Origin of the sequence: uncultured Methanobrevibacter sp. (genome assembly GCF_947170395.1) — an archaeon.
Taxonomy (GTDB): Archaea; Methanobacteriota; Methanobacteria; order Methanobacteriales; family Methanobacteriaceae; genus Methanocatella.
Genome location: NZ_CAMVTE010000001.1, coordinates 13747 through 39247, shown reverse-complemented (window position 1 = coordinate 39247; position 25501 = coordinate 13747). Strand labels below are relative to the sequence as shown.

34 protein-coding genes are annotated in these 25501 nt (G+C 34.5%); 11 read left to right on the top strand and 23 right to left on the bottom strand.

Annotated features, from left to right (window positions below):
- Positions 1-9 precede the first annotated feature (9 nt).
- Positions 10-687: a YqhA family protein gene (locus Q0W04_RS00260; RefSeq protein WP_298498639.1), complete on the top strand. Its 678-nt coding sequence runs from the start codon at positions 10-12 to the stop codon at positions 685-687.
- A 127-nt stretch (positions 688-814) separates the two neighbouring features.
- Here the strand turns inward: Q0W04_RS00260 and Q0W04_RS00255 are convergent, their stop codons facing one another.
- The 4 genes from Q0W04_RS00255 to Q0W04_RS00240 form a co-directional block, all read right to left on the bottom strand.
- On the bottom strand, positions 815-1507 hold the full coding sequence (locus Q0W04_RS00255; protein WP_298498637.1) for a DUF11 domain-containing protein: 693 nt from the start codon (positions 1505-1507) through the stop codon (positions 815-817).
- 6 nt (positions 1508-1513) lie between these two features.
- Positions 1514-1960 (bottom strand): DUF2124 family protein, encoded by a 447-nt coding sequence (locus Q0W04_RS00250; RefSeq protein ID WP_298498635.1) that lies wholly within the window; start codon positions 1958-1960, stop codon positions 1514-1516.
- Positions 1961-2169: 209 nt separating this feature from the next.
- The gene (locus Q0W04_RS00245) at positions 2170-2700 is read right to left on the bottom strand and encodes a DUF367 family protein (RefSeq protein WP_298498633.1); all 531 of its coding nucleotides are present in this window, start codon (positions 2698-2700) and stop codon (positions 2170-2172) included.
- A gap of 4 nt (positions 2701-2704) precedes the next feature.
- The gene (locus Q0W04_RS00240) at positions 2705-3355 is read right to left on the bottom strand and encodes a hypothetical protein (RefSeq protein WP_298498632.1); all 651 of its coding nucleotides are present in this window, start codon (positions 3353-3355) and stop codon (positions 2705-2707) included.
- 176 nt (positions 3356-3531) lie between these two features.
- Between Q0W04_RS00240 and Q0W04_RS00235 the strand changes: the two genes are divergently transcribed.
- From Q0W04_RS00235 to Q0W04_RS00220, 4 genes are read left to right on the top strand one after another with little or no spacing between them, the layout of a single operon-like run.
- Complete coding sequence (locus Q0W04_RS00235; RefSeq protein WP_298498629.1) at positions 3532-4194, top strand: hypothetical protein; 663 nt, start codon at positions 3532-3534, stop codon at positions 4192-4194.
- A gap of 9 nt (positions 4195-4203) precedes the next feature.
- The gene (locus tag Q0W04_RS00230) at positions 4204-4737 is read left to right on the top strand and encodes a nicotinamide-nucleotide adenylyltransferase (protein WP_298498627.1); all 534 of its coding nucleotides are present in this window, start codon (positions 4204-4206) and stop codon (positions 4735-4737) included.
- Positions 4738-4787: 50 nt separating this feature from the next.
- The gene (locus tag Q0W04_RS00225) at positions 4788-5225 is read left to right on the top strand and encodes a molybdenum cofactor biosynthesis protein MoaE (RefSeq protein ID WP_298498625.1); all 438 of its coding nucleotides are present in this window, start codon (positions 4788-4790) and stop codon (positions 5223-5225) included.
- Between the two features lie 2 nt (positions 5226-5227).
- Positions 5228-5368, top strand: a complete 141-nt coding sequence (locus Q0W04_RS00220) for a hypothetical protein (RefSeq protein ID WP_298498623.1) — start codon at positions 5228-5230, stop codon at positions 5366-5368.
- 14 nt (positions 5369-5382) lie between these two features.
- On the opposite strand, the gene Q0W04_RS00215 is transcribed toward Q0W04_RS00220, so the two are convergent.
- A complete protein-coding gene (locus tag Q0W04_RS00215) occupies positions 5383-5589 on the bottom strand; it encodes a molybdopterin-binding protein (RefSeq protein WP_298498621.1) in 207 nt (68 codons plus the stop codon).
- Positions 5590-5992: 403 nt separating this feature from the next.
- Between Q0W04_RS00215 and tsaA the strand changes: the two genes are divergently transcribed.
- Positions 5993-6478: a tRNA (N6-threonylcarbamoyladenosine(37)-N6)-methyltransferase TrmO gene (gene tsaA / locus Q0W04_RS00210; RefSeq protein ID WP_298498617.1), complete on the top strand. Its 486-nt coding sequence runs from the start codon at positions 5993-5995 to the stop codon at positions 6476-6478.
- Positions 6479-6519: 41 nt separating this feature from the next.
- Here tsaA and Q0W04_RS00205 read toward each other — a convergent pair whose 3' ends face one another.
- Positions 6520-7548 carry a M42 family metallopeptidase gene (locus tag Q0W04_RS00205; RefSeq protein WP_298498615.1) on the bottom strand — a complete coding sequence of 343 codons (1029 nt, stop codon included), beginning with the start codon at positions 7546-7548 and terminating at the stop codon, positions 6520-6522.
- Positions 7549-7669: 121 nt separating this feature from the next.
- Between Q0W04_RS00205 and Q0W04_RS00200 the strand changes: the two genes are divergently transcribed.
- The gene (locus tag Q0W04_RS00200; RefSeq protein WP_298498613.1) at positions 7670-8428 is read left to right on the top strand and encodes a ferredoxin; all 759 of its coding nucleotides are present in this window, start codon (positions 7670-7672) and stop codon (positions 8426-8428) included.
- On the opposite strand, the gene Q0W04_RS00195 is transcribed toward Q0W04_RS00200, so the two are convergent.
- Positions 8423-9928 (bottom strand): HEAT repeat domain-containing protein, encoded by a 1506-nt coding sequence (locus tag Q0W04_RS00195; RefSeq protein ID WP_298498611.1) that lies wholly within the window; start codon positions 9926-9928, stop codon positions 8423-8425. The genes Q0W04_RS00200 and Q0W04_RS00195 overlap by 6 nt on opposite strands.
- A 1-nt stretch (position 9929) precedes the next feature.
- On the bottom strand, positions 9930-10976 hold the full coding sequence (locus Q0W04_RS00190; RefSeq protein WP_298498609.1) for a ribonuclease H-like domain-containing protein: 1047 nt from the start codon (positions 10974-10976) through the stop codon (positions 9930-9932).
- 307 nt (positions 10977-11283) lie between these two features.
- Here Q0W04_RS00190 and Q0W04_RS00185 point away from each other — a divergent pair, with 307 nt between their 5' ends.
- From Q0W04_RS00185 to Q0W04_RS00175, 3 genes are read left to right on the top strand one after another with little or no spacing between them, the layout of a single operon-like run.
- Positions 11284-11667 carry a hypothetical protein gene (locus Q0W04_RS00185; protein ID WP_298498607.1) on the top strand — a complete coding sequence of 128 codons (384 nt, stop codon included), beginning with the start codon at positions 11284-11286 and terminating at the stop codon, positions 11665-11667.
- A gap of 11 nt (positions 11668-11678) precedes the next feature.
- On the top strand, positions 11679-12416 hold the full coding sequence (locus Q0W04_RS00180; protein WP_298498605.1) for a 4-phosphopantoate--beta-alanine ligase: 738 nt from the start codon (positions 11679-11681) through the stop codon (positions 12414-12416).
- Between the two features lie 11 nt (positions 12417-12427).
- Positions 12428-12967 carry a nucleoside monophosphate kinase gene (locus Q0W04_RS00175; RefSeq protein WP_298498603.1) on the top strand — a complete coding sequence of 180 codons (540 nt, stop codon included), beginning with the start codon at positions 12428-12430 and terminating at the stop codon, positions 12965-12967.
- Here the strand turns inward: Q0W04_RS00175 and Q0W04_RS00170 are convergent, their stop codons facing one another.
- From Q0W04_RS00170 to gatC, 15 genes are all read right to left on the bottom strand, one after another.
- Positions 12968-13648, bottom strand: a complete 681-nt coding sequence (locus Q0W04_RS00170; RefSeq protein WP_298498600.1) for a diphthine--ammonia ligase — start codon at positions 13646-13648, stop codon at positions 12968-12970.
- A gap of 6 nt (positions 13649-13654) precedes the next feature.
- Positions 13655-14461, bottom strand: coding sequence for a hypothetical protein (locus tag Q0W04_RS00165; RefSeq protein WP_298498597.1), 807 nt, complete (start codon positions 14459-14461; stop codon positions 13655-13657).
- 75 nt (positions 14462-14536) lie between these two features.
- Positions 14537-14965, bottom strand: coding sequence for a class III signal peptide-containing protein (locus Q0W04_RS00160; protein WP_298498594.1), 429 nt, complete (start codon positions 14963-14965; stop codon positions 14537-14539).
- Positions 14965-15831, bottom strand: a complete 867-nt coding sequence (locus tag Q0W04_RS00155) for a prepilin peptidase (protein WP_298498591.1) — start codon at positions 15829-15831, stop codon at positions 14965-14967. Before Q0W04_RS00155 ends, Q0W04_RS00160 begins: the two co-directional genes overlap by 1 nt.
- 93 nt (positions 15832-15924) lie before the next feature.
- Positions 15925-17547 carry a CTP synthase gene (locus Q0W04_RS00150; protein WP_298498857.1) on the bottom strand — a complete coding sequence of 541 codons (1623 nt, stop codon included), beginning with the start codon at positions 17545-17547 and terminating at the stop codon, positions 15925-15927.
- A gap of 78 nt (positions 17548-17625) precedes the next feature.
- Positions 17626-17991, bottom strand: coding sequence for a hypothetical protein (locus tag Q0W04_RS00145; protein WP_298498588.1), 366 nt, complete (start codon positions 17989-17991; stop codon positions 17626-17628).
- A 10-nt stretch (positions 17992-18001) separates the two neighbouring features.
- Entirely contained in the window at positions 18002-18778 is a 777-nt protein-coding gene (locus Q0W04_RS00140; protein WP_298498585.1) for an alpha/beta hydrolase family protein, read from the bottom strand.
- 7 nt (positions 18779-18785) lie between these two features.
- On the bottom strand, positions 18786-18953 hold the full coding sequence (locus Q0W04_RS00135; protein WP_298498582.1) for a hypothetical protein: 168 nt from the start codon (positions 18951-18953) through the stop codon (positions 18786-18788).
- Positions 18954-18962: 9 nt separating this feature from the next.
- Positions 18963-19370, bottom strand: a complete 408-nt coding sequence (locus tag Q0W04_RS00130) for a GNAT family N-acetyltransferase (protein WP_298498579.1) — start codon at positions 19368-19370, stop codon at positions 18963-18965.
- A complete protein-coding gene (locus Q0W04_RS00125) occupies positions 19370-20725 on the bottom strand; it encodes an MATE family efflux transporter (RefSeq protein ID WP_298498576.1) in 1356 nt (451 codons plus the stop codon). Before Q0W04_RS00125 ends, Q0W04_RS00130 begins: the two co-directional genes overlap by 1 nt.
- A gap of 3 nt (positions 20726-20728) precedes the next feature.
- Positions 20729-21367 carry a flavodoxin family protein gene (locus Q0W04_RS00120; RefSeq protein ID WP_298498573.1) on the bottom strand — a complete coding sequence of 213 codons (639 nt, stop codon included), beginning with the start codon at positions 21365-21367 and terminating at the stop codon, positions 20729-20731.
- Positions 21368-22579 carry a cofactor-independent phosphoglycerate mutase gene (locus Q0W04_RS00115; RefSeq protein ID WP_298498570.1) on the bottom strand — a complete coding sequence of 404 codons (1212 nt, stop codon included), beginning with the start codon at positions 22577-22579 and terminating at the stop codon, positions 21368-21370.
- 30 nt (positions 22580-22609) lie between these two features.
- On the bottom strand, positions 22610-23629 hold the full coding sequence (locus tag Q0W04_RS00110; protein ID WP_298498565.1) for a homoserine dehydrogenase: 1020 nt from the start codon (positions 23627-23629) through the stop codon (positions 22610-22612).
- Between the two features lie 8 nt (positions 23630-23637).
- A complete protein-coding gene (locus tag Q0W04_RS00105) occupies positions 23638-24123 on the bottom strand; it encodes an amino acid-binding protein (protein WP_298498562.1) in 486 nt (161 codons plus the stop codon).
- 12 nt (positions 24124-24135) lie between these two features.
- Positions 24136-24351, bottom strand: coding sequence for an Asp-tRNA(Asn) amidotransferase subunit GatC (gene gatC / locus Q0W04_RS00100; RefSeq protein ID WP_298498558.1), 216 nt, complete (start codon positions 24349-24351; stop codon positions 24136-24138).
- A 279-nt stretch (positions 24352-24630) separates the two neighbouring features.
- Between gatC and Q0W04_RS00095 the strand changes: the two genes are divergently transcribed.
- The gene (locus tag Q0W04_RS00095) at positions 24631-25500 is read left to right on the top strand and encodes a hypothetical protein (protein WP_298498555.1); all 870 of its coding nucleotides are present in this window, start codon (positions 24631-24633) and stop codon (positions 25498-25500) included.
- The last annotated feature ends 1 nt before the right edge of the window (position 25501 follow it).

The window sequence follows — 25501 nt, the reverse complement described above, 5'->3', positions numbered from 1 at the left end:
TGTGATGGCTTGCCAGAAGAAAAGAAGCCCATATTTGAAGTAGTCGATAAACGAAATGTAAAACATAAACCCGGCAAAGATGATAAAAAGAATGAAAAGTATGCATATATTGAGCAAAAATTCCATTATTTAAGGCATCTTGTTGAAAGGGGAATAGAATTTTTCCTTTTTGGAAGCAGATGGATTTTATCAATAATGTATCTTATCCTGATAATCGTATTGATACTTATATTAGGCAAATTCGTATTTGAAGTATATGATTTTGTTTTGATAATGCAAACATTGAATACCAATCAGTGGATTGTACGCATCCTGGAGCTTCTGGATTTGACTTTAGTGGCCAATTTAGTGCTCATCGTTACAATTTCAGGTTATGAAAACTTCGTATCTAAAATTGATGCTGCCGAGAGAAGTGATGACCGCCTTCCATGGATGGGTCGTTTGGATTTCTCAGGACTTAAAATAAAAATCATCGGTTCAGTGGTGGCAATTTCCCTGATTGAATTACTGCAGGATTTCCTGAATGCTACTACACATGTAGATCCGAATTTTGAATTCTGGAGAATTGTGCTTCACCTGACATTTGTCATAACAGGACTTGTATTTGCTGGAATGGAAGTTCTAACCGAAAAAAGACATGAAATGAAAACTGAAGAGGAATTCCAGGAAAAAATAAATAAATTTTAGATTATTGTAGCACCAACTACAATAATTCATCTATTTTTCTGATTGAGTCATTGTTCCCATCGGACTAGACTCACTATGACATTGACAAAACTCCCCAGCTTAAAAAAAACAGTATAATAATGTTAAATCATTGTTTTTTGAAAAATGGGATGAACAATATGAATAATGAAGCTAAAATTAAAAATATAGGATTTCCGGTTTCATACATTGTTTTTGCTGACTTTTCCAATTTGGACGATTTTGTATAAGTATCGTCCGATACATCCATTTCCTCTTCCTCATAAGTTACGTTATTTAAATTAGCTGTATCGGTTGTTATATATGCCTTGTTAACTTTTTCACCAGCAGTGATTGCTTTGGTAGTGATTAACAATCTTACAGAACCATCTTCCATACTTAAATCACCAATGTCCCAAATTCCAGTTTCAGGAGAGAATGTTCCTTTTGTAGTAGTGTGTCTTATGTATTTTAAGCCTTCAGGCAGAGTATTATGAATTTTAGTATTTTTGGCTATATCCGGACCGAAGTTTTGTGCCTTTAAAATCCAGGTTACATAATCACCGATATGTACATTTTCTTTATCTGCATCATTGTCCAATACCAAAAATGCACTGCCTTGAGTATTATTTTCTGTTGAATTTTCCTGACTGGAGGCAGACAAAACATTCTGCAAATCATCTGTTGAGGATGTTGAAGCATCAGCTTTCAAAACATCAGTCTGATTTGAATCAACATCACCTGCAGTGATGATGCTCATAGATGAAAACAAAATTAAAACAGCAAATAGGGTTAAAATGATTTTACTTTTAATTGTTATCACCAAAAATTATTTTTGAACCATAGGGATTAATGTTCCATCGATGATGCTGTCGAAATCTATTTCATCCAGCCAGCCAAAATCGGCAAACATGTTCATGAAACATACTCCAATGATTTTTCCGTCGTTTTTTAAAATTTTACTTATTAATGATTTGAGTTCATCCACATCCACATTAAAGTCGGGCATCGCCAATCCGCCCAATAAAACAACAATGTCTGAATCAATTGGATTTGAGACTTCATCCTTAAGCGCCATACCATAGGATCTGAGTTCAAATTCATGACAGTCATCAATATTTAATAACGGAATATAGTGGGATTCCATATCATTTACACCAAAACTTAAAAATTCTGCAAATGGAGTGCAAAGACCTGGAGAGCCAATAAAAGTAATTTTAGATGCGTCTTCAGCCTCCTTTTTAAAAATATTAAGCAAACCATTCAAACCTTTCATATCATTATTTCCGATAATAATCACCGATTGTTAATATATAATTTAAACAATTTATATGTTTGTAAACATTATCCAAAATTCTAAAAAAAATAAAAATTTTTTTGGAAATGGCTCATTTTTTAGGTAAAAATTCAAATACCCTTAATGAAATGTATTACATTGTACAATTTATTTTACAAAGGTTTCTAAAAATTATTTAAAAAAAACGGTTAATCTCCGATGTTAATGCCATTGTCAGCAAGAAAAGCATTTTGAACTTCCACAACCTCAACACTTGTATCTGCTTCAGAATAACTTTCAAGCAAATCATGGTTGAGCTCCAAAAATGTATGACCCCATTTAAAACCGTCCAAAATTTTATGGGCTTCATCCTTAAAACGGGTAATGTATAATGTTGCGGCTATTGCCTCAACTGTTGATAAAATGCAAGGTTTACCATAGTTGACAGGATTGGTTGCAATTAAAAAAGGAAGGGATCTGTGATATTTAGATAAAGAAAAGAATTTTTTAGAGCTTGATACTTCATTCCAAGAACAGTCAAGCCCCACAATTCCTCTTCTTTGTACATATCTGTAGTCTTCATATGAAACAGCTTTTTCAGCATATGGATTTAGGACGATTGCACCTGAGGGAATCTTATTGATATTGTAGACTAACCTACATTTGCCTAGCCTCTCCATCTTGATGGAAGTGCACTTTTTCCTGTCGCATTCATCCGCATGAAAAACTGTTATTTTCATAGTTTTAACCTAATGCTGAAACGTTTCCGGCCTGATATTGATGAATCAAATCGATTTGTTCAGCAAATTCTGATTCACTTAATCCAAACTCTTCATTGATGGCTGGAACATTACTGCTCTCTTTCAATTTAATTGTTTTGAGAAGAGGCAATATGTAATCAGTATAAGTTGCGCCAAATTCGTTTCCTGTTGAGTTTACATCACTATCCGGTCCGAATATTGCATAAATCAGATATCCCTGTTTTTCACCCTGTGACTGACATATTACAATGTTCATGGTCGCATTTGTATTGTTTGTTTCATTTCCTGGAACGGCTTCATTGAAGTATATGTTCCAGTCATTTCCATTAACTGAACGCTCTTCAGGATTTGTAACGCCCTGAAGCCAGTATATGTCCATCAGTGCAGAGGAATTGTCTACAGTTGATATGTTGTAAGTAATGTCATGCTCCTTATCCTTATATGAATGCATGAATTCTTCTGTATCATTTTCCAGAGTAACGTTTCCGATAAACTTACCTTCCATAAACGCTGTTTTAAATGGAGTGGTAACTTGGTCTTTATTGTCTAACATTCCAGTAGCAAAAATAACGCCAACAATTGCGATGACTGCAATGATTGCCACTGCTATAATAATTATATTTCTATTTTCCATTATGAAAACTCCATAATTTATTCATTTAATATTTTAGTAAAAAGTCTTTAATATAGTTTAGTTTCATTTAAGAAAGTTTATTAATTGTTAAAAACAAAAAAATATACTATAAATTAAAAGGTCTGCTTATGAATAAAAAAAGACAATATCAAATATTACTCTTGGTTTTAATTTTAGTGGTAATATTTAACATAGCAATAATGTTAACTGCAAATACCGGTCCTCATGACAATATCTACAACATCACTACAGTTGGAAAAAATGCCAATGGTACCGTATATAAGATTATTGCAGGCAATCCCTCTTCAAATGAAACCGTTGGAATCATATTGGGAGTTCATCCACGAGAACATGAAATCCATGAAGCCGTAAACAAAACCATATACAACATTACCAGTGAAAATGGAGACAGGAACCTGACAAAAAAATACGTAATCTATTATGTTAAAGTCAAGGACAATCTGACTTCCCGTTATGATACAAGAGAGGCAGGAGAGGCACTGGCCCACAAATACATTGTTCCAAACATTAAAAAAGACAAACCGTTTATTGTCGTTGATGTTCATGAAATAGACCCTATATATGAATATTCCAATTTCCTATTTAGTTTGTCTAACAGAACTGACAAAATCGACACTTACATCGATAAATTATCCGACGATATCGGCATAGTTGACTTCAACTTTAGCGAAGGAACCAGTCCAGAAAAGGTTACAATGCCGATAGCCAATAAAGGAATTACAACAATTTTAATGGAAACCTCAATTACCGATAATTTATCCCAAAAGCAGGAAAAGGCAGACAAATTAATTAAAAGTTTAGACGAATTGAATCCTTAGTGTGATAATATGCAAAAAGTTAGAGGAATACTGATTGGTAGAATGCAGCCGGTGCACAACGGCCATATGCAGGTTATCAGCAAGATATTGAATGAAGTGGATGAAATCATTATTGGAATCGGAAGTGCCCAGCTAAGCCATGAGCTGAAGGATCCGTTTACTGCAGGTGAAAGGATTGTTATGATAAGTCAGGCTTTGGCTGAAGCTGATGTCGACCCGTCAAGATATTACATCATTCCAATGCAAGACATCAATTTCAATGCCATCTGGGCATCACATGTCAAAATGCTGACCCCTCCATTTTCAATTGTTTATTCAGGAAATCCCCTAGTTAAGCAATTATTTTCAGAAGAGGGTTATGAAGTCAGACAACCTCCACTTTATGACAGACTGCACTTGTCCGGAACAGAAGTTAGAAAAAGGATTTTAACTGATGATGATTGGCAGAAATTAGTTCCAAAAGCAACAGCAGATGTCATTTCTGAAATCAACGGTGTGGAAAGGATAAAAAATTTATCCGTTAAGGAAATCAGTGACTTATAACAATAGTTATTTATATCATTAAATTATATTAACATAATGGAGATGAAATCATGGTTGTAAGAGTTATAGAAGCTAAAGAAGACAAAGTTACAATGGCCGATTTAATAGCAGACTTGAAAAAAAGTACAAAAATCGATTATTCAGGAGCTATTTTTACTTTTGAAGGAATTGTGCGCGGCAAAGAAGAAAACATGAACTTGAAAAAGTTAATATTAACAACTCCAGATAAGGAAAAGACCCAAAAGGAAATCGAAAAAATCGCTGAAAATGCAAAAATCAAATACAACGTTCATGAGATATCAGTAGTTCACTACATCGGTGAATTTTACACCGGCGACATGCTATTTTTAGTTGCGGTTTTAGGAAATCACAGAGGGGAAACCCTTGACGCATTAAAAGAAGTTATTGAAACCGTAAAATATGATGTTGAATTTAAAAAAGAAGAAATTTCTGAAGAAGGTACAAAGACCATTCTTGCAGGTGGATAATAATGTTAATGGGAATTAACATTATCCGTTTAATAATATTGTTTGTAATAGTTTATGCAGTAATTAAAAATTTAAAAACATTATTGAAAGCAGCAATAATCGTATTTGCTGTTTTACTATTATTAGGAATAGCAGGATTTTAATCCTGTCATCCTACTTATTTTCCGATAATCACTTCAGTTGATTTGATGAGAGCGCAAACATCATCGCCTTCTTTTAAACCTAAGTTTTCAGCAGATTCTTTAGTGATTACAGCAGTAATAGTGTTAGGTTCGCTAATTTCGATTTTGATGTTAGCCATAACAGCACCGAGTTCAACATTTGTTACTTTTCCTTCTAATTGGTTTCTTGCACTAAGTTTCATTCATATCACCTTTATTTTATATTGTATAATTATATATAATAATTTTTTTCATAAGTTAATTTTCACATCAACCTATGTTTTGTAATAATAAGTAGTATCGAATTGTATATAAATGTTTCGGTTTTTGGGTAAAAGAAGAATTTTAATATCGATTACTTTTTTTGCTTCATATCGATAACAAAAATTATAAAAATTATTTTTTATTTAGATAAAAAACAATTAATTTCAAAATAAAAATTAAATATTAATTTTAAATAAAAAATAAGATTATATATAATTTTATATTTAATTTAAAAATTATATATTAGTTTATATTAAATTCTATCGAAATTCATAAAATGACAATGGACATATTTAAATAAACCAGTAAAATATATTAAAAATCAAATCGAAAAATAATATTATGAAAATCGAAATGGAATCAATTGGTACAATCCATACTGAGTTTAAAGAAATCGAAGGCATGCCAATTCAGCCGACTGGTGCAAAGGGAGTAAAGGGAACTATTGAAATCAAGGACAAATATGTAGACGGTCTAAAAGACCTCAATGATTTCTCACACATCCACATCATATATCTGCTTCACAAGGTTGACGGCTACATGCTTGAAGTAAAACCGTTCATGGATGACAACACCCATGGAGTGTTTGCAACAAGATCACCCAAAAGGCCAAACCGCATCGGAATGAGCGTGGTTAAGCTCACAGACGTTAAGGATAATAAGGTCTGTGTTGAAAATATTGATGTGCTTGATGGAACACCACTTCTCGACATCAAACCATATGTACCCCAGCTCTACGAAGACACCATTGATGAGCTAAAAATCGGATGGTTTGAAACCAAACACAAAAAAGCAAAATCACAAAAATCAGATGACAGATTCAAATAATCTTCATCTAACTATTTTTTTTAAAAAAAGAAAAATTAAAGCTATAAGTTATTTATAGCTTCTGTAATCAATTGAATTGTTGATTCAATATCATCCATACTGCATACACTAACAGGAGTGTGTATGTAACGGGTAGGAACTGATAAAACACCGGTAGGAATTCCTTCACGAGTCAGGTGAATTGCTGTTCCGTCAGTTGTTCCACCATCACTAACTTCCAATTGGTATGGAATTTCCTTTTCATCTCCTGCCTTAATAAGCATTTCCTTTACGGATTCCTGAGTCAGGATACCTCTTCCGCTTGCATCAGCCAAAATAATTGCAGGACCTTTACCCATCACAACAGGTGCCTCTTCAGGTTTGATTCCAGGATGATCACCGGATAATGTTACATCAAGTGCAATTGCCAAATCAGGGTTTAATTTGAATGCTGAAGTTTTTGCTCCTTTAAGACCCACTTCCTCCTGAACGGTACCTACACCGTACACTGTGGCTCTGGTTTCAACTCTTTTTAAAACTTCCATCATTACGTAACATCCTACACGGTTGTCTAAAGCCTTACCCATAATCAAATTATTCGGATATTCCTCAAAGAGTGCATTGAAGGTCATTTTGTCACCAATTCTGACCATTTTTTCCGCATCTTCCTTGTCTTTTGCACCGATATCGATGAACATGTCGTCAGCCTTAACGACCTTGTTTCTCTCTTCCGGTTTGGTAACGTGAGGTGGTTTTGAACCGATTACACCTACAATTGGTTCTCCAATAGATGAGTGAACAGTTACTGTCTGGTTCATTAACATCTGGTCGTTGATTCCACCAATATTTGAAAATTTAATAAATCCGTTATCGTCAATGTATCTTACCATAAGCCCAATTTCATCCATGTGGGCGGCAAGCATTACAGTAGGAGCCTTTTTTTCACCTTTTTTGGTAGCAATAAGGTTTCCCATACTGTCTTTTTCAATTTTATCAGCTACATCTTTTAATTCACGTGTAATAATTTTAGCTATTTCCTCTTCGGAACCTGATACACCAGGTGCTAAAGATAGCTCTCTCATTAATTCCATCGTATCACCAAATATTTTTTTAAATTTAATAATATTAAATGGTTTCTATTATTAGCCATTCTAAAGTAATATCCGAAATTTATATGTTATGAATATACTATAATATCAAATAGGTGAAAGCATGTCAAACATCATTAAAATTTATTTCAGTCCATCTAAAACAACCAAAAAAGTCGTGGAACAAGTTGCAAGGAATTTTGACTATTCCAGCGAAACTTATGATTTATTAAATTTCGATGAAAGCAAGGAATTTGACCAGGACGACATAGTCATAGTCGGAATGCCTATTTTTGCCGGAAGAATTCCAAAAAGAGGTCGTGAAAGATTAGAAAAATTAAAAGGAAACAATGCTAATGCAATAGCTATCACAAATTATGGGAATGCTCATGTGTCCGATGCATTGCTTGAGTTGGTTGATTTGTTGAAAGAAAATAACTTCTATGTTATTGCGGCTGCCACTACAGTAAGTCACCATTCAATATTTGACGGCGTTGCAGTTGGAAGACCTGATGCCAGCGACATTGAAAAGATTAACGAATTTTCCAAAAAATGCCTTGAAAAAATCAAATCCGGTGAAAGTCTGAATGCCGAAATACCTGGAAACAGACCTTATGTCGAATACAAACAACTTCCATTTGAAATAAGCTGTGATGAAACCCTCTGTGCATTCTGCTATGACTGCGTATCAATATGTCCTGAAAAAGCAATACCTGATGATGATCCTATTGATACAGACCTTGATTTGTGTTCAAGGTGCACTGCATGCATCAGCATCTGTCCTGAGGATGCCAGAATGTTTAGCGGAGATGCATTTGAAGCCAAAAAACCTGCATTTGAAAGTGCAAACAGCGAAAGAAAAGAGCCTGAGTTTTTCTTATAAACTCATTCTTTTTTTAGCAACAGCCCTTACATATTCATTTTCATCAGAAATTGAAACATCCTTTAGGACCTTTTTACTTACTATTTTTTTACATGCCGCTTCACGAACTCTCCACGAATCGTCGTTTTTAACTACATCGGTCAGATATTTCTGGTCCCTTATTAGGGAAATTGCCCTTACGGAGATATTTTCTGAAATTCCCTGTTCATGAATCTTCATCAGACATTTTTCAACTTTAATCTTATTCAATGCCTTAAGTGAAAATTCCTCATCCTTATTTGCAAGAACAATTCTGATTAATGTTTCCAAATCAGTGATGTTGTCCAATGTGGATTTTCTGACATTCTCCAATTCGGCATTCTTCAATATTTCAATGAAGTTTTTCTCATCACTAATGTGTTCCATTGCCTGAGCTGCAACATCTTCATGAGTTGTATTGATTGCAATATATGTAAAATCAGCTTCATCTGTAATGGCAGGGTTGGAAAGTGCATGATTTCTTACAAACTGGTCTTCATCGGTTAAAGCAATGTTAATCAATTCCTTTGTGTCATTTAAGTTTTTAACGGCAATTTGTCTTACAAACGGATCATTTTCATTTGATATGACTTTTAATAATGCATCATCTGAGGTTATCTTTTTGACTGCTTCTGTTCTGACAACACTATCGGAGTCGTTTAAAGCTATATTTAACAGCAGCTCCTCATCATCCAATTTATTTATAATATCAAGGCGAACGTCAGCCTTATTGGAATCCAATGCAATGCCTTTTAAGATTTCTATATCCTGAATTTTGCCGAAAATGATTGATCTGATTTTTGCATTTTCCTCGTTTTTGGCAATTTCTGCCAAAATCTCTTCATTTTCCATCTTTTTAACTGCAGCAATTTTTACAGTTTCATCCTTATCCTGGCTTACCACCTTAAAGAGAACATCCTCATCTGTGAAGTTCTCCTTGTTTACTGCAGATTTTCTGATTGATGAATCACCAGCCTTGAAAACAAGATCATACAATATCTCTTCACTTTCAATTTTTTCAAGTGACAGTCTTCTGTAATTTCTGTCAATTGCATTGATGGCAATGTCCTCAAGGGTCTCTTCGTCAACAATCTTTTCAAATATCTCATCGACATTCTTGTTCTTTTTTGTGTTTTTTACAATTTCAGATATTGATTTGTTGTTCTCGCCAAGCCTTTCATATGCAAAGCTTCTTACATCAAAAAATTTTGAGTTTTCAGCAGCATCCCAAAGCAGTCTTTCATCCTTGAGTTTGTTTGCAGCAATCAGTCTGATTGCACGGTCCTTTACATTTTTTGCAATGTCAAGTGCCACAAACTGGTCGGTGATGCTGTCTGCAGCCACAGCCCTTTCAGTTCTGTCCTTACTGTTGATGGCAATTTCCTTAAGTATCAGCTGCTCTTCGTCAATTTCAACATCTTCCGGAAGAGGCTTTTTTTCCTTTTTGTTGTCTTTGCTTTTAAATCTGTCTAAAAATCCCATTTTAATTTACATCCTCATACATTTTCTCTAAAAAGCTAGCAAGTGAAACGATATCCTGACGGTTATGTTCTATAATTGGAACGATTGGACCTATATTTTTTTCGGCAAGATATGTATTGTAATAGTCGGGAATATATTGTCCCGGAACGTCACCTTCACGTTCAATTCCAAAAATTTCCCTTTCGATTGTCTGAAGCTGACAGTTAGGCAGGTCATCCTTCCAGAGATTCTTTGCAAAATACATCAAATCCAGATGGGCAAGATTCAAATCTGCAGACAGCCTGTTGGAAAGGCATCTGTTTTTGATATATGGCACATCGAAGCTTTTTCCATTGAATGTGACATGCACCGAATCCTCATCCAGATGAGACAGATATGCCTCGATTACTGCAGGCTCCTCATAGATATCCCTTAAAAAGTACTGGGAAGAGATGATCTCATTTCCTTTAATCTCAGCCACACCAATCAATATTATCGGAACGTTGGAAAGACCCAATGTCTCGATATCCATGAATTTGAAGTTTTCCCTATCTGTCAGACTGATTGACCTCAGGATATTGTCCCTGCATTTTTTGCTGTATCTGTTATTGTCCAGCAAATCAACAATTTGCCTAAATGACAATCCGTCAATGTTATCAAGGAATTTTGATGCGCTATCCCCATATTTGTCATGGCGTGTAAGCGATTCTATTGTAGTGTATCCCTTGTTTTTAAGGTTTTGCTCGGTTTTGAGGCCAATTTTTGGAAGCAACTTTAAGTTATTGTTTATTTGACTTTTGAAATTGTTATCAGTGATTTTGAAGTCTATCTTTTCTGTTTGAGATATCTTTAACGTGTCCCCGAATGATGTTGAAACTACACTGGAGTTGTCTATATCATCCAATTGCTTACCTTCATAATCCATTAGAAGGTTTTCCTTGTAATCCATAAAATAGGAATTGGATAATTTACGTGCCCTGTTTTTTGCATTTTCTGATGGATTTTGAGAGCCTATTGAATTTGAAAGGACTCTTTTAAGATACATTTCATGTTCGTTATAATCGCTCATTCAAGTAAATTTTATGTATCAAAGAATATATATTTTTTTTATAAAGTATACTTGAATTTTTATAAAATGCAAATAACTTTATATACTAGTAATACATAAATAATACTTGGCTACAATGTAGCCGGAGAGATAGATTAAACAGCCAAATTTTAAAATTCATTTCTCTAAAAACTTGTAAAAACAAGTTGTTAGGTAGATAATTCCTATCTACCTAACCATCCCAATACTAATTTTTCAAGACTCAATTTAGAAAAACTTATTATATTTTCAAAACAATATTAAACATAGTATATATTAGGTTTTGAATATGAAATTAAAAGTCGCAATAATTTTTGGAATATTAATATGGATAATCACTTATATTTTAACAGAAATAATTAATCCAATCTTTTCAAATCATTTGGCAGGCATTAATATCCTGGTTCCGATAATACTAATCATTACAACAGGATTTTTTGGAATTCTATACATCAGGGAAATTAATGAAAACGAAGTTATCGAAGGATTTTTGGTAGGATTGATATTTATTTTCGTTGATTTGATATGTGACATGATATTTTTCATCATGCCAAATACAAAAAATTTAATTTTTTCAGATTATGCACTTCATCTGTTCTCAATGATTGTTTTAACACTGCTTATTACAACATTTTTAGGATATTTAGCTCAAATGAACATTGATTTAAAATAAGGAGATTGATAATGATACCGAAATCCCACCCCCGTTATGAGTCATTGATATTAAGAGATAAAATCGTAAAGGCTTCCCAAAAAGGTTATCTTGCCGACTCCGCAATGATAGCCCATGGAAGAGGAGAAGCTTTTGATTACTTGATTGGAGAAAAAACAACATATCCTGCAAAAAGAGCCATGTATGTGGCTGTCGCAGCTTTACTTTTATCAAATAATCCAGTTATTTCAGTCAACGGAAATGCAACCGCATTGGCCATCGACGAAATAATCGATTTGGCAAATACAGTAAATGCCAAAATCGAAATAAACCTGTTTTACAGAACTGATGAAAGAGTTGAAATCATCACAAAACTGTACAGGGATCACGGATACAAAGAGATTTTAGGAACCCTTGATGATGACATTGAGTATTTAAATGAGATTAAAAACAACAGGGCATCAGCAAGCAAAACCGGAATCTATAGTGCTGATACCATTTTGATACCTCTTGAAGATGGCGACAGGGCAGAGATTCTTAAAAAAAGTGGGAAAAACATAATTACAATTGATTTGAATCCACTTTCAAGAACATCAAAAATGTCTGACGTTTCCATAATGGACAACATTACAAGAGCGATACCTTTCATGACAAAGATTGCCGAAGACCTGAAAACCCAGGACAAGCAAGTGCTGATTGAAATGGTTAATGAATTTGATAATGAGGAAAACCTTAAAGAATCAATAGAACAAATTAATATTAAAGGATAATGGAGATTAATATGCAAATAATGGGAATAACCGGAATGCCAGGTTCCGGAAAAAGTATAGTTTCTGATATGGCAACTGAAAGGGGAGCCATCATAGTAAGTATGGGAGATATCATAAGAGAAGAAGCTAAAAAAAGAGGCGAAAGCACAAAAGAAACCGCAACTAATTTAAGAAAAGAATTTGGAGAAAATATTGTTTCCGAATTGACAATCGAGAAAATTAAAAAATTAGAAGCGGAAGGTAATGAAAAGCCAATCATCGTTGAAGGAATCAGAAGCCACCACGAAGTGGCAATGTTTAAGGAAAACTTTGATAACTTCATTATACTTTCAATATCTGCTAATCCTCAAATACGCTTTGAAAGACTTCTAAAAAGAATGAGGGAAGACGATTCAAAAGACTATGAAGGATTCGCAAAAAGAGATAATACTGAACTTGATTTTGGAATGGGACATGTCATTTCACTTTCAGATAAAATGATTATTAACGAAAGTGATCTGGAAAGTTTCCGCCAAGAAATTAATGAATATTTAGAAGAAATTGGTTTCTAATCATTTTTCTTCCAAAACGGCATCCTCTATAATGTAAACACCACTATCATGATGCCATTCCTTTTTATCTTTTAAAATTTTAAGTTTCTTTTTAAATATAGGTCCGTCAACAGCCAACGTTTCGGCCTCACCGCCTTCAAAGGCAATGTTTATATAATACTTTTCATTGATTTTTACAAGTTCGTCAATGGTTTCATCATCGATTAGGCGTCCAAGCCAGGATTCATCCAAACCCCATGCCGCAACCCCTGAAATAATTATTTTAAAACCAAGTGCAACAATTTTCCTCATGTATTCAAGCTCATCAACATGCCAGTACGGAGAAAAAATCTTCAATCCGACTTCATCGCCAAGCCTTTCAATTCTGGATTTTTGATAAACTGAGTAAAGTGCTCCTGTATATATGCACTCGACACCCAAACTTTTAAGGTTTTCAAAGGCATGCCTTAAATCTTCAAGTTCCTCTTCTTTAACACCATCAGTTTCAACTGACATTATAGGAATATCAATCGCTTCTGCAAGCAAATCAGTGACATGAATATTTGGAACATGAAACATGTATGATTCGTCATTGCGAGATTTGACAGAAAGAAGATATTTCACATCTTCTCCCTTATCCAAGGCATAATACAATGCCATTGTACTATCCTTTCCTCCCGAAAACAGAACGGCAGCATTCATAATAAATTACCTTTTACGTTTTTCCCTTACGAATTTTTTAAATCTTCTTGTGAAAACACCAAAGGATTCAAAGTAAATACCGATTACAGCAACAAGAACTCCAAAACCACCAGTAGCCAATACAAAATAGGAATTGGACAACATTGTTGAATTGGTATTGTTTATTCTGTCCTGGACAGGACCCTGTTTACTGCTTGCAACAATACCCGTATCTAGCAGGTTCTTCTCAAACGTATCCAGTGAAGATGATTCGACTACCAGCTCGGCATGAATCTGAGCATATGAAATGGAACCTCCATAAACTAGCTTATACCAATCGGAAAATGATTTCAACGCTTCGTAAGATGAATAATTGTCTTCAAGCTGAATCTGAAGTTTACCGTCATCTGTTACATTATAATGCTTATAATGGGAATCGATGTTTCCAAGAACATACTCGAAGTATTCCTTCTCACGATCATTTAATTTCCACAAAGGAATTGTAATGCTGGTTTCCTTAAATGAAATAAAACCTTCAGTTGCTGAGAGATTATTTCTCAATTCATTCATGTTTATAGAAGAAGATAAATCTAAAAATAAAGTTTCTTCATTTCCAGGCACGTTTTTTTCAACCATACTCATAACAGAAGGCAATTCTTCATAGATTGGCTCTAAAAAGAATGCTCCTCCAATTGCACCTATCAAAAAAGCCACAACCAATACCAGGACAACTTCCTTTTTTGGCATGTAGTTTCTCAGCATTCCAATTGAAAAAACGAATACCATCATTATTATAAATAAAACGATATAAATTATTGCCATTATTATATCCATAAATTCACACAGCCATTTACCTATTATATTTTAATATTTAAAAATGAATAGTTAAATAACTTTGTATGAAAATAGCTACTTTTGATATATTTTCATGTGCTCATCACCTATTGGCCATTCAACAATCATTTCATGCCTGCCCTTACCTAGATTGAAATCATCCCTCTTCAATTTTGAGTTGACATAAATCTTTATTGTCTTACTTTCACCGTTCTTTAGCTTTATTTTTGAAGAGACATGGTCACCTGCAACACTAATTTTAACAGGAAGGCTTATATCTAATTTAACAACCCGTTTTGATCCCTGACCTTCACCATAGACATGTTTAATTGCCTGAGCTATATTTGACAAATCCGCTTTGGCTTTGAGGGAATCGGAAACATCAAAGGTATTGTCCATGCTTTCATGCAATAGGGGCAGTGAAAATACCGTTATAATTATCAGTGAAATGCTGAAAATCAGCAGATATTCAAGGGAAATCTGGCCTCTGTTATCCTTTATCATCAAACCACCAAAACCAGTTTTTTTGTAAACAGCATTATCAAATCACCATAGCTCAATGCAATGATTAACCCCGCCAGTATTGCCGGAGTGAATGGAAATGAAATTTTTACGGACAGTTCCTTTGAAATGAATTTCTGGGCAGACATGATTTTCAAAAGGTACATATCATCGCTTGTAATTCCTCCCGCACTTTGGGACTTGAAGTAATATTTAAAGTCATCAGTCCGGTTTTTGTAAACCTTCAGATTCCCGTCCAGTTCCTCTATGAGATTTTTAACATGCTCATCATCAAATCCATAATCATTGACAATCATTCCCACCTTCAAGTCCTTAACTGGAACTGTTTTATTCAGCGTTGAATTGACCATCGCCCTTAAACTTTGATAATTGAATATGTTTACCAAAAAATCAACATTATTGTTGAATGCTTTGTTTTTTAAAAGCAAATGTGCTGTAAACAAAACCAAAAAAGGAAATGAAACAAGAATGCTGTTGAATATCACACTGAAAACAAAAGGGTAAACCGAAAATACAGGAAATATATTCAAAAAATCAATATTCAAACCAAATGGTATAGCTGCAGCAATGGAAGTGAATAGCTTGACGTCACCACCACCCCACATATTCAATTGCCATAACATATAAGATATATAAAATGTCACAACCATCAAAATAATTGAAGCCGAAATGTATTTAACATTATTTGAAATCAATGTCAAAATCAGGTTCGATCCCAGGCCGAAAAATATCAGGAGATAATTTAACGAATCCGGAACAAAACCCTTCCTGACATCGAAAATTGATGCCAAAATAGCAAATAAAACTGTAACAATAATTTGAATTAAAAATAAAACACTAATATTCATAATTATAGTATTTAACAACTAGAATATTAATTAGATAGAAATTTATCTCGTTAAATGAAGATTGGTTCGTAATATTGTACAAAAAAAGAAAAATTAATTTTTAGAAAACTCATAAATAGCTTCTAAAAATGCTTTAAATAAAGGATGAGGTCTGTTTGGTCTTGATTTAAATTCAGGATGGAATTGACATCCAATTGCCCATGGATGATTTGGGAACTCTACAATTTCCACTAAAAAGTCATCAGGGCTTGTACCTGAAATTATTAAACCTTTATCCTGTAAATCCTTTCTGTAATCATTGTTGAATTCATATCTGTGTCTGTGACGCTCTTCAATATCGATTTCACCATAAGCATCATAGGTTTTGGTTCCTTCAATGATTTTACAATCATAAGATCCCAAACGCATGGTTCCGCCCATGTTTTTGATTTTCTTCTGCTCTTCCATCATGTCAATGACAGGATATTTCAAGTCATCGTCAAACTCTGAACTGTTTGCATCGTCATACCCGTTTCTTCTTGCAAATTGGGTTACCATGGATTGCATTCCAAGACAAATTCCAAACAACGGCACATTATTTTCAATTGCATAATCGACAGCATCGAGTTTTCCTTCAAAACCTCTTTCACCAAATCCTCCAGGAATCAGAATACCGTCAAACTCTGCCAATGCATCTTTGTCCAACGCTTCAACATCAGAGCTTAAATATTTGATATTTGCCTTAACTCCAATGCTTGCAGCCGCATGAAGCAGAGATTCCCTAATACTGATATATGAATCTTCAAGTTCCACATATTTTCCCACAATACCAATGGTGACCTGAGGATCTTTAATTCTTAAAGATTTTACAATTTCTCTCCACTCATCCAATTTGGAAGAATCGGCTTCAACATCCAAACCGATACGGTTGACTATCAATTCACCTATTCCGTTATCTTCCAGAACAAGAGGCACTTCATATATTGTACCTGCATCAGGAGTGTTTACCACTGCATTTACATCAACGTCACAGAAGTGAGCTACTTTTGCAAGCAATGCATCGTCAATGTGCTCCTGGGATCTGCATACAATAACATCAGGATTTATACCGACACTTCTTAATTCTTTTGTAGAGTGCTGGGTCGGTTTGGTTTTGAATTCTCCAGCTGCATTTAGGTAGGGAATAAATGTAACATGGACAAACATGACGTTCTCACGTCCTTCCTCATTTCTGAGTTGTCTTAGTGCTTCAAGGAAAGGCTGACTTTCAATATCTCCAACAGTACCTCCAAGTTCGATTAAGACCACATCATAGTCATCGCCTTCGGAAGTGACCCTGATCATTTCCTTGATTCTGTTGGTGATGTGTGGAATTACCTGTACACATTCGCCCAGATATCCGCCTTCCCTTTCCTTAGCGATGACGGACTCATAAACTTTACCTGTAGTAATGTTGGCAAGGCCTTTTAATTCGACATCCAAAAATCTTTCGTAGTGACCTAAATCCAAATCAGTTTCCATACCGTCATTGGTTACATAAACTTCACCGTGTTGATAAGGATTGAGTGTTCCAGAATCCCAGTTTAAATAAGGGTCTATTTTAATAGCTGAAACTTTTAAACCATAAGATCTTAAAATTCTACCCATAGACGCAGATGTGATACCTTTACCTATGGAACTTACTACCCCACCAGTAATAATAATATATTTTGTCAGATAAATCCTCTCCTTTGATATTAAAATACATTTATAATTTTAGTTCGTTATGATATATAAAAATTTAATCGGCTTTATAAAGAAGATATGAAAAATAGTTTACCTTGAATTTTTCCAGTAATACAATTTGTTTGAAATTGCCCTTCCGGTCTCGTCAAACTGGTACTGACCGTCATCACCATAACTTGCAAAATGAGTTTCCTTTACAAAATCAAAGCAGGAATCACCAGGTCCCTGCGTGAAGTTACCTCTACGACAGACCATCCCATAAGCAGACCCGTGAGGATTTACGCTCCAGTACGTGCAGTTAAGACAGATTTCCTCACCGTTATTGACCCTTGAATCATAGTCATGTTCCTCATTAAAGCCGTCGTTAAAATCATCGCCTTCGCCTGTAATGAATTCCATACATGCATAACAGTAATTGTCTTCATCCAATTCATTACCGCAATTGGGACATCTCATATTATCACATCTAAATCAAAGTCTTAATGAATTCCTTAATGTATCTGTCACAGAATTCCCATGTATGTTCGCCTGGGGCATCAACAAATTTAGCTTCAACATTTCTTGATTTTAAAAATCCATAAAAATCCTTGTTTTTTTCATATAAAAAGTCATCAAATCCGCAGGCCATAAAAATTTCAGGAATGCTCTCACAGTTATCTATCAATGCTTTAGGATCCATATCCGAACCTTCAATATCTTCCAAACTGCCAAAAACAGATTCATAAAATTGCCTTGACCTTAAAACATTATCATCACTTGTGTAGTTGACGATATCATCAGTTATCAATGCTGCTGAAATCATGCCTATTTTTGAGAAGTTTTTGGAATATTTCAGTCCGTTTCTGATAGCACCATATCCCCCCATTGAAAAGCCTGCGATATATGTATCTTCCCTTTTATCTGACAATGGAAAAATATTTCTTGTAATGTCCAACAGTTCCTGGCCGACATATTCTCCATAATAAGCATGTGCATTAACATTGTCAACGTAAAAGCTGTTTTCACCGCATGGAATGACAATAGCTATCCCATTGTCTTCTGCAAACTTCTGGATTGAAGTGTTTGCCAAAAATATGTCATCACTGCCATACAAACCGTGGAGCAGATACAGTGTTTTATAAGGCTTTGGAACAATCTCTTCTGTGTCCTGCAGGAAATGAATATTATCAGACGGCAATATCACGCTAATGGATGTTCTTCTCTGCAGGCTTTTGCACTTGACATCTCCTCTAAACAATACCATAATGCACCTATTCTTCCAGTTTATCCAATCTTTCATTGATTTTTTTAAATTCCTTGAACAGGATCTCCTGATTTTTTAAAATCAGATTCTGATTGTCCATAATTACTTTGAAATGTGCATCATTCAAATTTACCAAACCTACTAATTTATTAAAAATATCTTCATTTTCTATCATCTTAACACCTTAAGTCCACAAGTCGGTTATGAATAGAGGGCTTGCGTCTTCTGCCTTTTCGAATCCACATGACTCATAAAAGCCCACTTCCTCATCATATCCGACAACAACAATTCTTAGATAATCCTTATACCTATCTTTAATTTCATTTACTAAATGTTTTCCTATTCCTTTGTCCTGATATTCAGGCATTACAAGAAGATAGTGAACATATGCAGTCATGATGCCGTCATCCATCACACAAATCATGCCAACTAGCTTATCATCGCTCCATGCTGAAATTACCGTTTCGAAATTTCTCATAGCTATTTGCAGTTTTTCGGGAAAATGACCTGAAGACCATTCAACAGATAGAAACAAGTCCTGCAAGTCCTCTTTTTTAAATTCATGAATATCCTTATAAACTATATCGCTCATCAAACCACCCGATATTCCGTCCATTTGTTTGAAAAATATCTGTAAATATAAATCGCTGCTCTCACATACCAGTCAATAAACATTGCAATCCATGTTCCAAATACTCCGATGCCCATCCAGTCAGCTATTATGTAAGATAAACCTATTCTGCATGCAAACATTACAGCCAAACTGATATACATTACTGATTTTGAATCGCCAGCACCTCTGAATGTTGCAGGTATTGTAAATGATAAAGGCCATATTATTATTGCAAATATTCCATGCCATATTACCATTTCAGTTGTCATGGCTGCTGTTTGGGCAGATAAATCATAAATACCTAAAATCAAAGGCAGTAAAGCGAATATTACAATGTTAATGACAATGTGGGAAATGAATACTATTATCAGACATTTCTTGTTGTAATATCTTGCCTGTTCATAGTCATTTGCACCGACACAATTTGAAATGACCGCAGTCAGACCCAAATTAATTGCAAATCCCGGAAGCACTGAAAATATTCCGATTGCATATCCAACTGAGTTTGCAGCAATTGCCATTGTTCCGAATGTTGAAACTATACTTAAAACCAATACTCTGCCCAATTGGAATAATCCGTTTTCAATTCCGTAGGGAATTCCGACTTTTAAAACTTTTTTGAGAATATACAAGTCAAATTTGTGTTTTAAAGTCTTTTTAATGTGCAGTTTATAATCCTCATCAACAGCAAAATACATTATCACATATGCCGAAACCATCCTGGATATTACCGTTGGAATAGCTACTCCCCTAACATCCCAGCCCAAATAGTAAATGCAGAATGCATTACCTATTACATTCAATACATCACAGACCAGCATGATTTTCATTGGCAGGCTTGCATTATTGGTTGTTCTAAAAATAGCCGCTCCGGCATTATATATTGCAATGAATGGAATTGATAAAGCTATAATGTATAGGTACATATCAGCATTTGCCCATACATCAGCTTCAATTTGTCCAAATAACACTCCTATTAAAACTCTTCTCAAAAGTATAACAACAACCATCAACACAGTTGATAGAATTGTTGAAAACCATACAAGTTGGGTTGCAGAATCCTGTGCCTTATCAAATTGCTTATCGCCTAAATATTGGCCTGCTACAACAGCACCACCAGTAGCAAGAGCTGAAAAAGAAAAAATAAGAAGTTGAACTAAAAAGTCAACTAGGGAAACACCTGAAATTGCCGCTTCTCCCAATGATGCGACCATTATGGAATCGGCAAATCCTACAAAAAATTCCAAGGCATATTCTACCAATAGAGGAATGAACAGGTAGAGTAATGCCTTATTTGTGTATAAATAACCTTCAGGAGTTTTAAATAAATTCATAAGTTATCTGATGAAATTGGTACGTGGTTTTGCCTCAGACATGTCAGGTTCAAGACCCTTTTCACGACCCGCTTCAATGCATTTTAAAAAGTATGCCATATTTTTACCGATTTGCCTCATGGTAAATAAACCTTCTTCATCCTGCATTACCTCTTCAGGAGTGTTTCCATGCACTGCATTCCAGTAAACTGATGAAATTATTGGCATTTGAGTAATAGTCATGTATTTGTTTAGCTGGTCAAAAGTTGCAGTTGTACCTGATCTTCTTGCAGATACAATGCCTGCAGCAGGTTTGAATCTGAATGCTTCAGCCCCAGTTCCATGACCATTTGAGTAAAATGCACGGTCTAAAAATGCAGTTGTTGCCCCGCTGGCCGCTGCATAATGAACCGGAGTTCCGAATACAAACCCATCAGCATCATATGCCTTTTCAACAAATTCATTGACTTTATCATCCCCAAAAGTACATTTTCCAATCTCAGCACATTTTCCACAAGCCATACAACTTAAAACAGGTTTTGTACCCACCCAAAATATTTCAGTTTCAATATCATTTTCATTCAGGCTTTTTGTGATTTCTGTAAGTGCCGTATATGTACATCCTTTCTTATGAGGGCTGCCGTTGAATAATAAAACTTTCATTTAATAATCCCCATCAATTAATTTTTGCATTAATGTATAACCTTCTTTTATAGCAATTGAACCTTTCAGGACACCTTTCTCGTCAAATGATTCGCATTCATCACCATCTCTTTGTGAATCATAAATAACTATTGGCACATCATCTCTTGTATGTGTTCCAATATCAATTGGGGTTGGATGGTCAGGCAGTATTGCCGCTTTAAAGTCCTGGCCTTTCAGACTTTCAATAATCGGACCGACGATAAATTCATCAATCCTTTCAATTGCCTTTATTTTCTCTTCTATGTTTTGGGCATGGCCCGCTTCGTCAGGAGCCTCTATGTGAATCAGCAATAAATCATTATCTTTTAAGGCTTCAATTCCATATTGGCCTTTCTGTTCATAGTCAGTGTCAAAATATCCTGTAGCACCAGGAACATTAATGATATTCATTCCTGCGAAGTTTCCAATACCTTTAAGCAAATCCACACCAGTAATCACTGCAGCTGTAATTCCATAAGTCTCTTCAAAATCAGGCAGACTTGGAGTTACGCCCTGTCCCCATAGCCATATCATATTGGCAGGGATTTCCCTTTTCTGGTTTACTTCGGCGTCTTTAAGGTATTGTCTTGATTCAAACATTATTTGCTGAATCTCTTCAGCGAGTTCACATTCACCAAACAGATTATCAGCTAACTTTTCATCGACAATGTCATGTGGAGGCATTGTTTTGATGGCGGATAATATTTCTGCATCTTCAATGCTGTCACAGGAGTAAATAAACAGATGTCTGTAACTGACACCAGTGTAGAATTTTCCTTTAAAGTCAGGATATTTTTCTGTGAAGTATTCGTTCAATCCTTTCATCAGTTCATCTGCTTCTTCGGTGGAAATGTGACCTGCATTAAAGTCATCCATTGAATCAGTTTCACTGAATATGGTGTTGCATCTGAATATAACGTCTTTAGGTGTTGTTGGAATGCCTTCACTGCCTGCTTCAAGCGGTCCACGACCTGTATAGTAATCTGCAGGATTGTATCCGAAAATGCTCATGTTGGCCACATCTGAGCCCGGAGTGTATCCTTCAGGAACATTGTTTGTAAGTCCACCAAAACCGTTTTCAGCCAATTTATCAATATTTGGAGTGTTGGCAACCATTAAAGGAGTTTTACCATCTAATGCATCAATTGGAAGGTCGCTGGACCCATCTGGAATAAAAATTACATATTTCATGTTATCAAAAAAAGTAAAAAAAAAATTTAATTAGTTTTTATTTTTTAAAATACTAATTAAATCAGTCAACATCGCAGAAGCAGTTTCAAGAGATCCTGCTCCAAGTCCCATTACGGTTATATCTCCGGCCAAATCTGTATGGATTGTAGCCATGTTCAAGGTTCCTCCTACATCATAGGAACTTCCTTTTTTAACCAAACGTGGAGATACACGTAAATTTTCACTGGATACTTCAGCTATCAACTTAATCAGGTAGTCATCCTTTTTGGCAAGCTCTATTGCATCTGAGTTGATGTTTGAAATACCTGAAACTACCACATCACTATAGGTTGCATCGATTCCCAAAAGGGAATTTGCTAAAATCACAGTTTTACATGCTGCATCAATACCTTCAACATCCTGGGTAGGGTCAGTTTCTGCAATACCCAATTCCTGTGATTCAATTAATGTGGATTCATAATCTGTACCTTCAGTTGTCATCCTTGACAGGATGTAGTTTGTTGTACCGTTGAGAATACCTACAATTGATTTGATTTCACATGATGCGAGTGTCTCTTTTGTGAAATTTATGATTGGCATTGCTCCGCCAACACTTGCTTCATATTTGAATTCCACACCGGCTTTTTCAGCTGCACCTACAACTTCCTTGAATTTAAGTGCCAAATGTCCTTTGTTTGATGTTACCACATCTTTTCCTTGGCTGAAAGCTTTGAGTGTTAATGAAAATGCAGGTTCCGCATCTACGATATTGGTAGGAGTTGCTTCGATAAGACAATCATATTCAACAGCATCCAAGACATCTTCACCGGATTTATCACATCCGAATTCAGGATAGGCTGACAATTTTCCTTCACTGTTCTTGGTTTCAACAAGCAATTTTTCATCAAGACCATCGGCAGATATTGCAGATGTTGATGAATCGGCAGCTGCTACGACCTTTACTGCCACACCTGTTTTTTCTAAAATTAAATCCTTTTTCATGGAAATGGCATTGGCCACACCCTGACCAACTGCACCGAATCCCATTATAATGACCTTACATTCATCCATAATAATCCCTACACTTCATTAATCATTACCAAATCCTTTTCTTCTGCAATTTCTTTGATTTTATCAAATACAAATTGCTTTTTACCATAATCAGTCTCTACAGTAACAAGTGCAGTTGATTCTCTTTCACCATCTAACTTAATATCGAATCCTGCAACAGTAACGCCTTTAAGTGCGTTGATTCTATCCATGGTGTCCCTTACATCCTTATCAACAATATGGCCGTATAAAATTGTACTGACCATTTCCTTTTTAACCACACCATCCATTTCGACGATGGAAAAACCCAAATCATCGAACTTTTGGATTACATTGAAAAGGTTTTCACGTTCCCCTTCAATTGTAAGGTGAACAGGAACCATGCCTTGTTCATTTTTCAATTCCCTTTTGTGGATAACGGTAACCAGGTTTGCGCCAAGACTACTGATTGGCTCCAGTACTGAAACCAGCTGACCCGGAATATCCAACAATTCTAAAACTAAATTCATTTTCATTTGAATCCCTCTTTAGTTTGTCCAATCTGCTTTTTTAACAATGAGATTTCCTTCCTTATCAATTTGAGCATTTCTCAATATTTTTTCAGGATTTTTTTCATGAGATTGATCTTCACGTGTTAAATTTAAATTATCAGTAATGTACCAGGTTTCATCTGAATCCGGGATGTCTTCTAATATTTTTGAAAATTTCTCAATAATGTCTTCAGCATCTTTCTCGATTGTCATAAATTAAAAACTCCTTATAATAATAAATAATATATTTATTATGTTTTTTTATATTAATAAAGTTAAAGATTTTTCAATGAATTGAAATAATCCCCATCAACATCAAATTTAAATGTTTAAAATCTAGTTAAATCACATGTATGTTCATGTCTACCTCAAAATTGATTTAAGTTCGTAAAATTGATGTCAGATAGAAGTAAAACTTTATATTAAATGAAGATTATAATAATAACAAACACCACAAAGGTGAAATTGAAAAATATGATGTGAGGTATTTTTATGAGTGAAATAAATAATCTCGTGTATTTTTTGAATTCCATGAAAAAAACATTACCCTTTAAAGATGATAAAGATTTTCAGAAAAAAATTAATGAAAACAAAGATTTTAGGATTAAAGTCCAAAAATTGGTTTATTTATCAAAATTTTTTGGATGGAATAACAACTATCATTTTAATTTTCATATCAATGGACCTTTTTCAGCTACTTTAAGTGCGGATTACCATTCCACAGATTTAATTAATCAGGAATGTGAAGCCATTGCCAAAATCGACTTAGATAAATTCAACTCATTTGTTAAAAATCATGACAATGATACATTAGAATCCGAATCTACACTCCTTTATTATTCAAATAAAATGGATACTAAAAATCTAAGCAAAACTGATTCTTTAAACATTTTAAAATCATTGAAACCACATATTCATCAAGACATTGCTTCTAAATCCTATGATAATATTGAAAAATTTAATTTGTTTAATCAAAATATTAATGATAATCAAATTAACGATTTAGATAAATTTGAAAAAATTGTTAAAGACAAAGCAAAAGGATTGATGGATATTTTTGAAACATTTGATATTAGTTCAAATAGATTATTCATATTGGGATCATTAGATTATTTTAGAATCGTATTTGACCATGAAAATGTTAAGGACATTGAAAAATCAGAACTGTTAAATAAATTGTATAATTATTGTGAAAAAATTGAAAAAGAATATTTTAAAAATTATTCAAAACTTGCCAATTTTGAATATGTTAATCTAGAATATTTAAAACATGATTTTAACAGTTTAGAAGAGTATGTGTCCGATGAACTTGGAATTTTACCTAAATTTAATGAACATTCCGATTTATCCATCTTTTTTTAAG

What these genes read in the sequence shown, in the direction of transcription:
- Q0W04_RS00250 (WP_298498635.1), bottom strand. Translation starts at nt 1,960, where the DNA reads ATGAAAGGTTTGAATGGTTTGCTTAATATTTTTAAAAAGGAGGCTGAA.
- Q0W04_RS00245 (WP_298498633.1), bottom strand. Translation starts at nt 2,700, where the DNA reads ATGAAAATAACAGTTTTTCATGCGGATGAATGCGACAGGAAAAAGTGC.
- Q0W04_RS00240 (WP_298498632.1), bottom strand. Translation starts at nt 3,355, where the DNA reads ATGGAAAATAGAAATATAATTATTATAGCAGTGGCAATCATTGCAGTC.
- Q0W04_RS00230 (WP_298498627.1), top strand. Translation starts at nt 4,204, where the DNA reads ATGCAAAAAGTTAGAGGAATACTGATTGGTAGAATGCAGCCGGTGCAC.
- Q0W04_RS00225 (WP_298498625.1), top strand. Translation starts at nt 4,788, where the DNA reads ATGGTTGTAAGAGTTATAGAAGCTAAAGAAGACAAAGTTACAATGGCC.
- Q0W04_RS00220 (WP_298498623.1), top strand. Translation starts at nt 5,228, where the DNA reads ATGTTAATGGGAATTAACATTATCCGTTTAATAATATTGTTTGTAATA.
- Q0W04_RS00215 (WP_298498621.1), bottom strand. Translation starts at nt 5,589, where the DNA reads ATGAAACTTAGTGCAAGAAACCAATTAGAAGGAAAAGTAACAAATGTT.
- tsaA (WP_298498617.1), top strand. Translation starts at nt 5,993, where the DNA reads ATGAAAATCGAAATGGAATCAATTGGTACAATCCATACTGAGTTTAAA.
- Q0W04_RS00205 (WP_298498615.1), bottom strand. Translation starts at nt 7,548, where the DNA reads ATGGAATTAATGAGAGAGCTATCTTTAGCACCTGGTGTATCAGGTTCC.
- Q0W04_RS00200 (WP_298498613.1), top strand. Translation starts at nt 7,670, where the DNA reads ATGTCAAACATCATTAAAATTTATTTCAGTCCATCTAAAACAACCAAA.
- Q0W04_RS00195 (WP_298498611.1), bottom strand. Translation starts at nt 9,928, where the DNA reads ATGGGATTTTTAGACAGATTTAAAAGCAAAGACAACAAAAAGGAAAAA.
- Q0W04_RS00190 (WP_298498609.1), bottom strand. Translation starts at nt 10,976, where the DNA reads ATGAGCGATTATAACGAACATGAAATGTATCTTAAAAGAGTCCTTTCA.
- Q0W04_RS00185 (WP_298498607.1), top strand. Translation starts at nt 11,284, where the DNA reads ATGAAATTAAAAGTCGCAATAATTTTTGGAATATTAATATGGATAATC.
- Q0W04_RS00180 (WP_298498605.1), top strand. Translation starts at nt 11,679, where the DNA reads ATGATACCGAAATCCCACCCCCGTTATGAGTCATTGATATTAAGAGAT.
- Q0W04_RS00175 (WP_298498603.1), top strand. Translation starts at nt 12,428, where the DNA reads ATGCAAATAATGGGAATAACCGGAATGCCAGGTTCCGGAAAAAGTATA.
- Q0W04_RS00170 (WP_298498600.1), bottom strand. Translation starts at nt 13,648, where the DNA reads ATGAATGCTGCCGTTCTGTTTTCGGGAGGAAAGGATAGTACAATGGCA.
- Q0W04_RS00165 (WP_298498597.1), bottom strand. Translation starts at nt 14,461, where the DNA reads ATGGATATAATAATGGCAATAATTTATATCGTTTTATTTATAATAATG.
- Q0W04_RS00160 (WP_298498594.1), bottom strand. Translation starts at nt 14,965, where the DNA reads ATGATAAAGGATAACAGAGGCCAGATTTCCCTTGAATATCTGCTGATT.
- Q0W04_RS00155 (WP_298498591.1), bottom strand. Translation starts at nt 15,831, where the DNA reads ATGAATATTAGTGTTTTATTTTTAATTCAAATTATTGTTACAGTTTTA.
- Q0W04_RS00145 (WP_298498588.1), bottom strand. Translation starts at nt 17,991, where the DNA reads ATGAGATGTCCCAATTGCGGTAATGAATTGGATGAAGACAATTACTGT.
- Q0W04_RS00140 (WP_298498585.1), bottom strand. Translation starts at nt 18,778, where the DNA reads ATGGTATTGTTTAGAGGAGATGTCAAGTGCAAAAGCCTGCAGAGAAGA.
- Q0W04_RS00135 (WP_298498582.1), bottom strand. Translation starts at nt 18,953, where the DNA reads ATGATAGAAAATGAAGATATTTTTAATAAATTAGTAGGTTTGGTAAAT.
- Q0W04_RS00130 (WP_298498579.1), bottom strand. Translation starts at nt 19,370, where the DNA reads ATGAGCGATATAGTTTATAAGGATATTCATGAATTTAAAAAAGAGGAC.
- Q0W04_RS00125 (WP_298498576.1), bottom strand. Translation starts at nt 20,725, where the DNA reads ATGAATTTATTTAAAACTCCTGAAGGTTATTTATACACAAATAAGGCA.
- Q0W04_RS00120 (WP_298498573.1), bottom strand. Translation starts at nt 21,367, where the DNA reads ATGAAAGTTTTATTATTCAACGGCAGCCCTCATAAGAAAGGATGTACA.
- Q0W04_RS00115 (WP_298498570.1), bottom strand. Translation starts at nt 22,579, where the DNA reads ATGAAATATGTAATTTTTATTCCAGATGGGTCCAGCGACCTTCCAATT.
- Q0W04_RS00110 (WP_298498565.1), bottom strand. Translation starts at nt 23,629, where the DNA reads ATGGATGAATGTAAGGTCATTATAATGGGATTCGGTGCAGTTGGTCAG.
- Q0W04_RS00105 (WP_298498562.1), bottom strand. Translation starts at nt 24,123, where the DNA reads ATGAAAATGAATTTAGTTTTAGAATTGTTGGATATTCCGGGTCAGCTG.
- gatC (WP_298498558.1), bottom strand. Translation starts at nt 24,351, where the DNA reads ATGACAATCGAGAAAGATGCTGAAGACATTATTGAGAAATTTTCAAAA.
- Q0W04_RS00095 (WP_298498555.1), top strand. Translation starts at nt 24,631, where the DNA reads ATGAGTGAAATAAATAATCTCGTGTATTTTTTGAATTCCATGAAAAAA.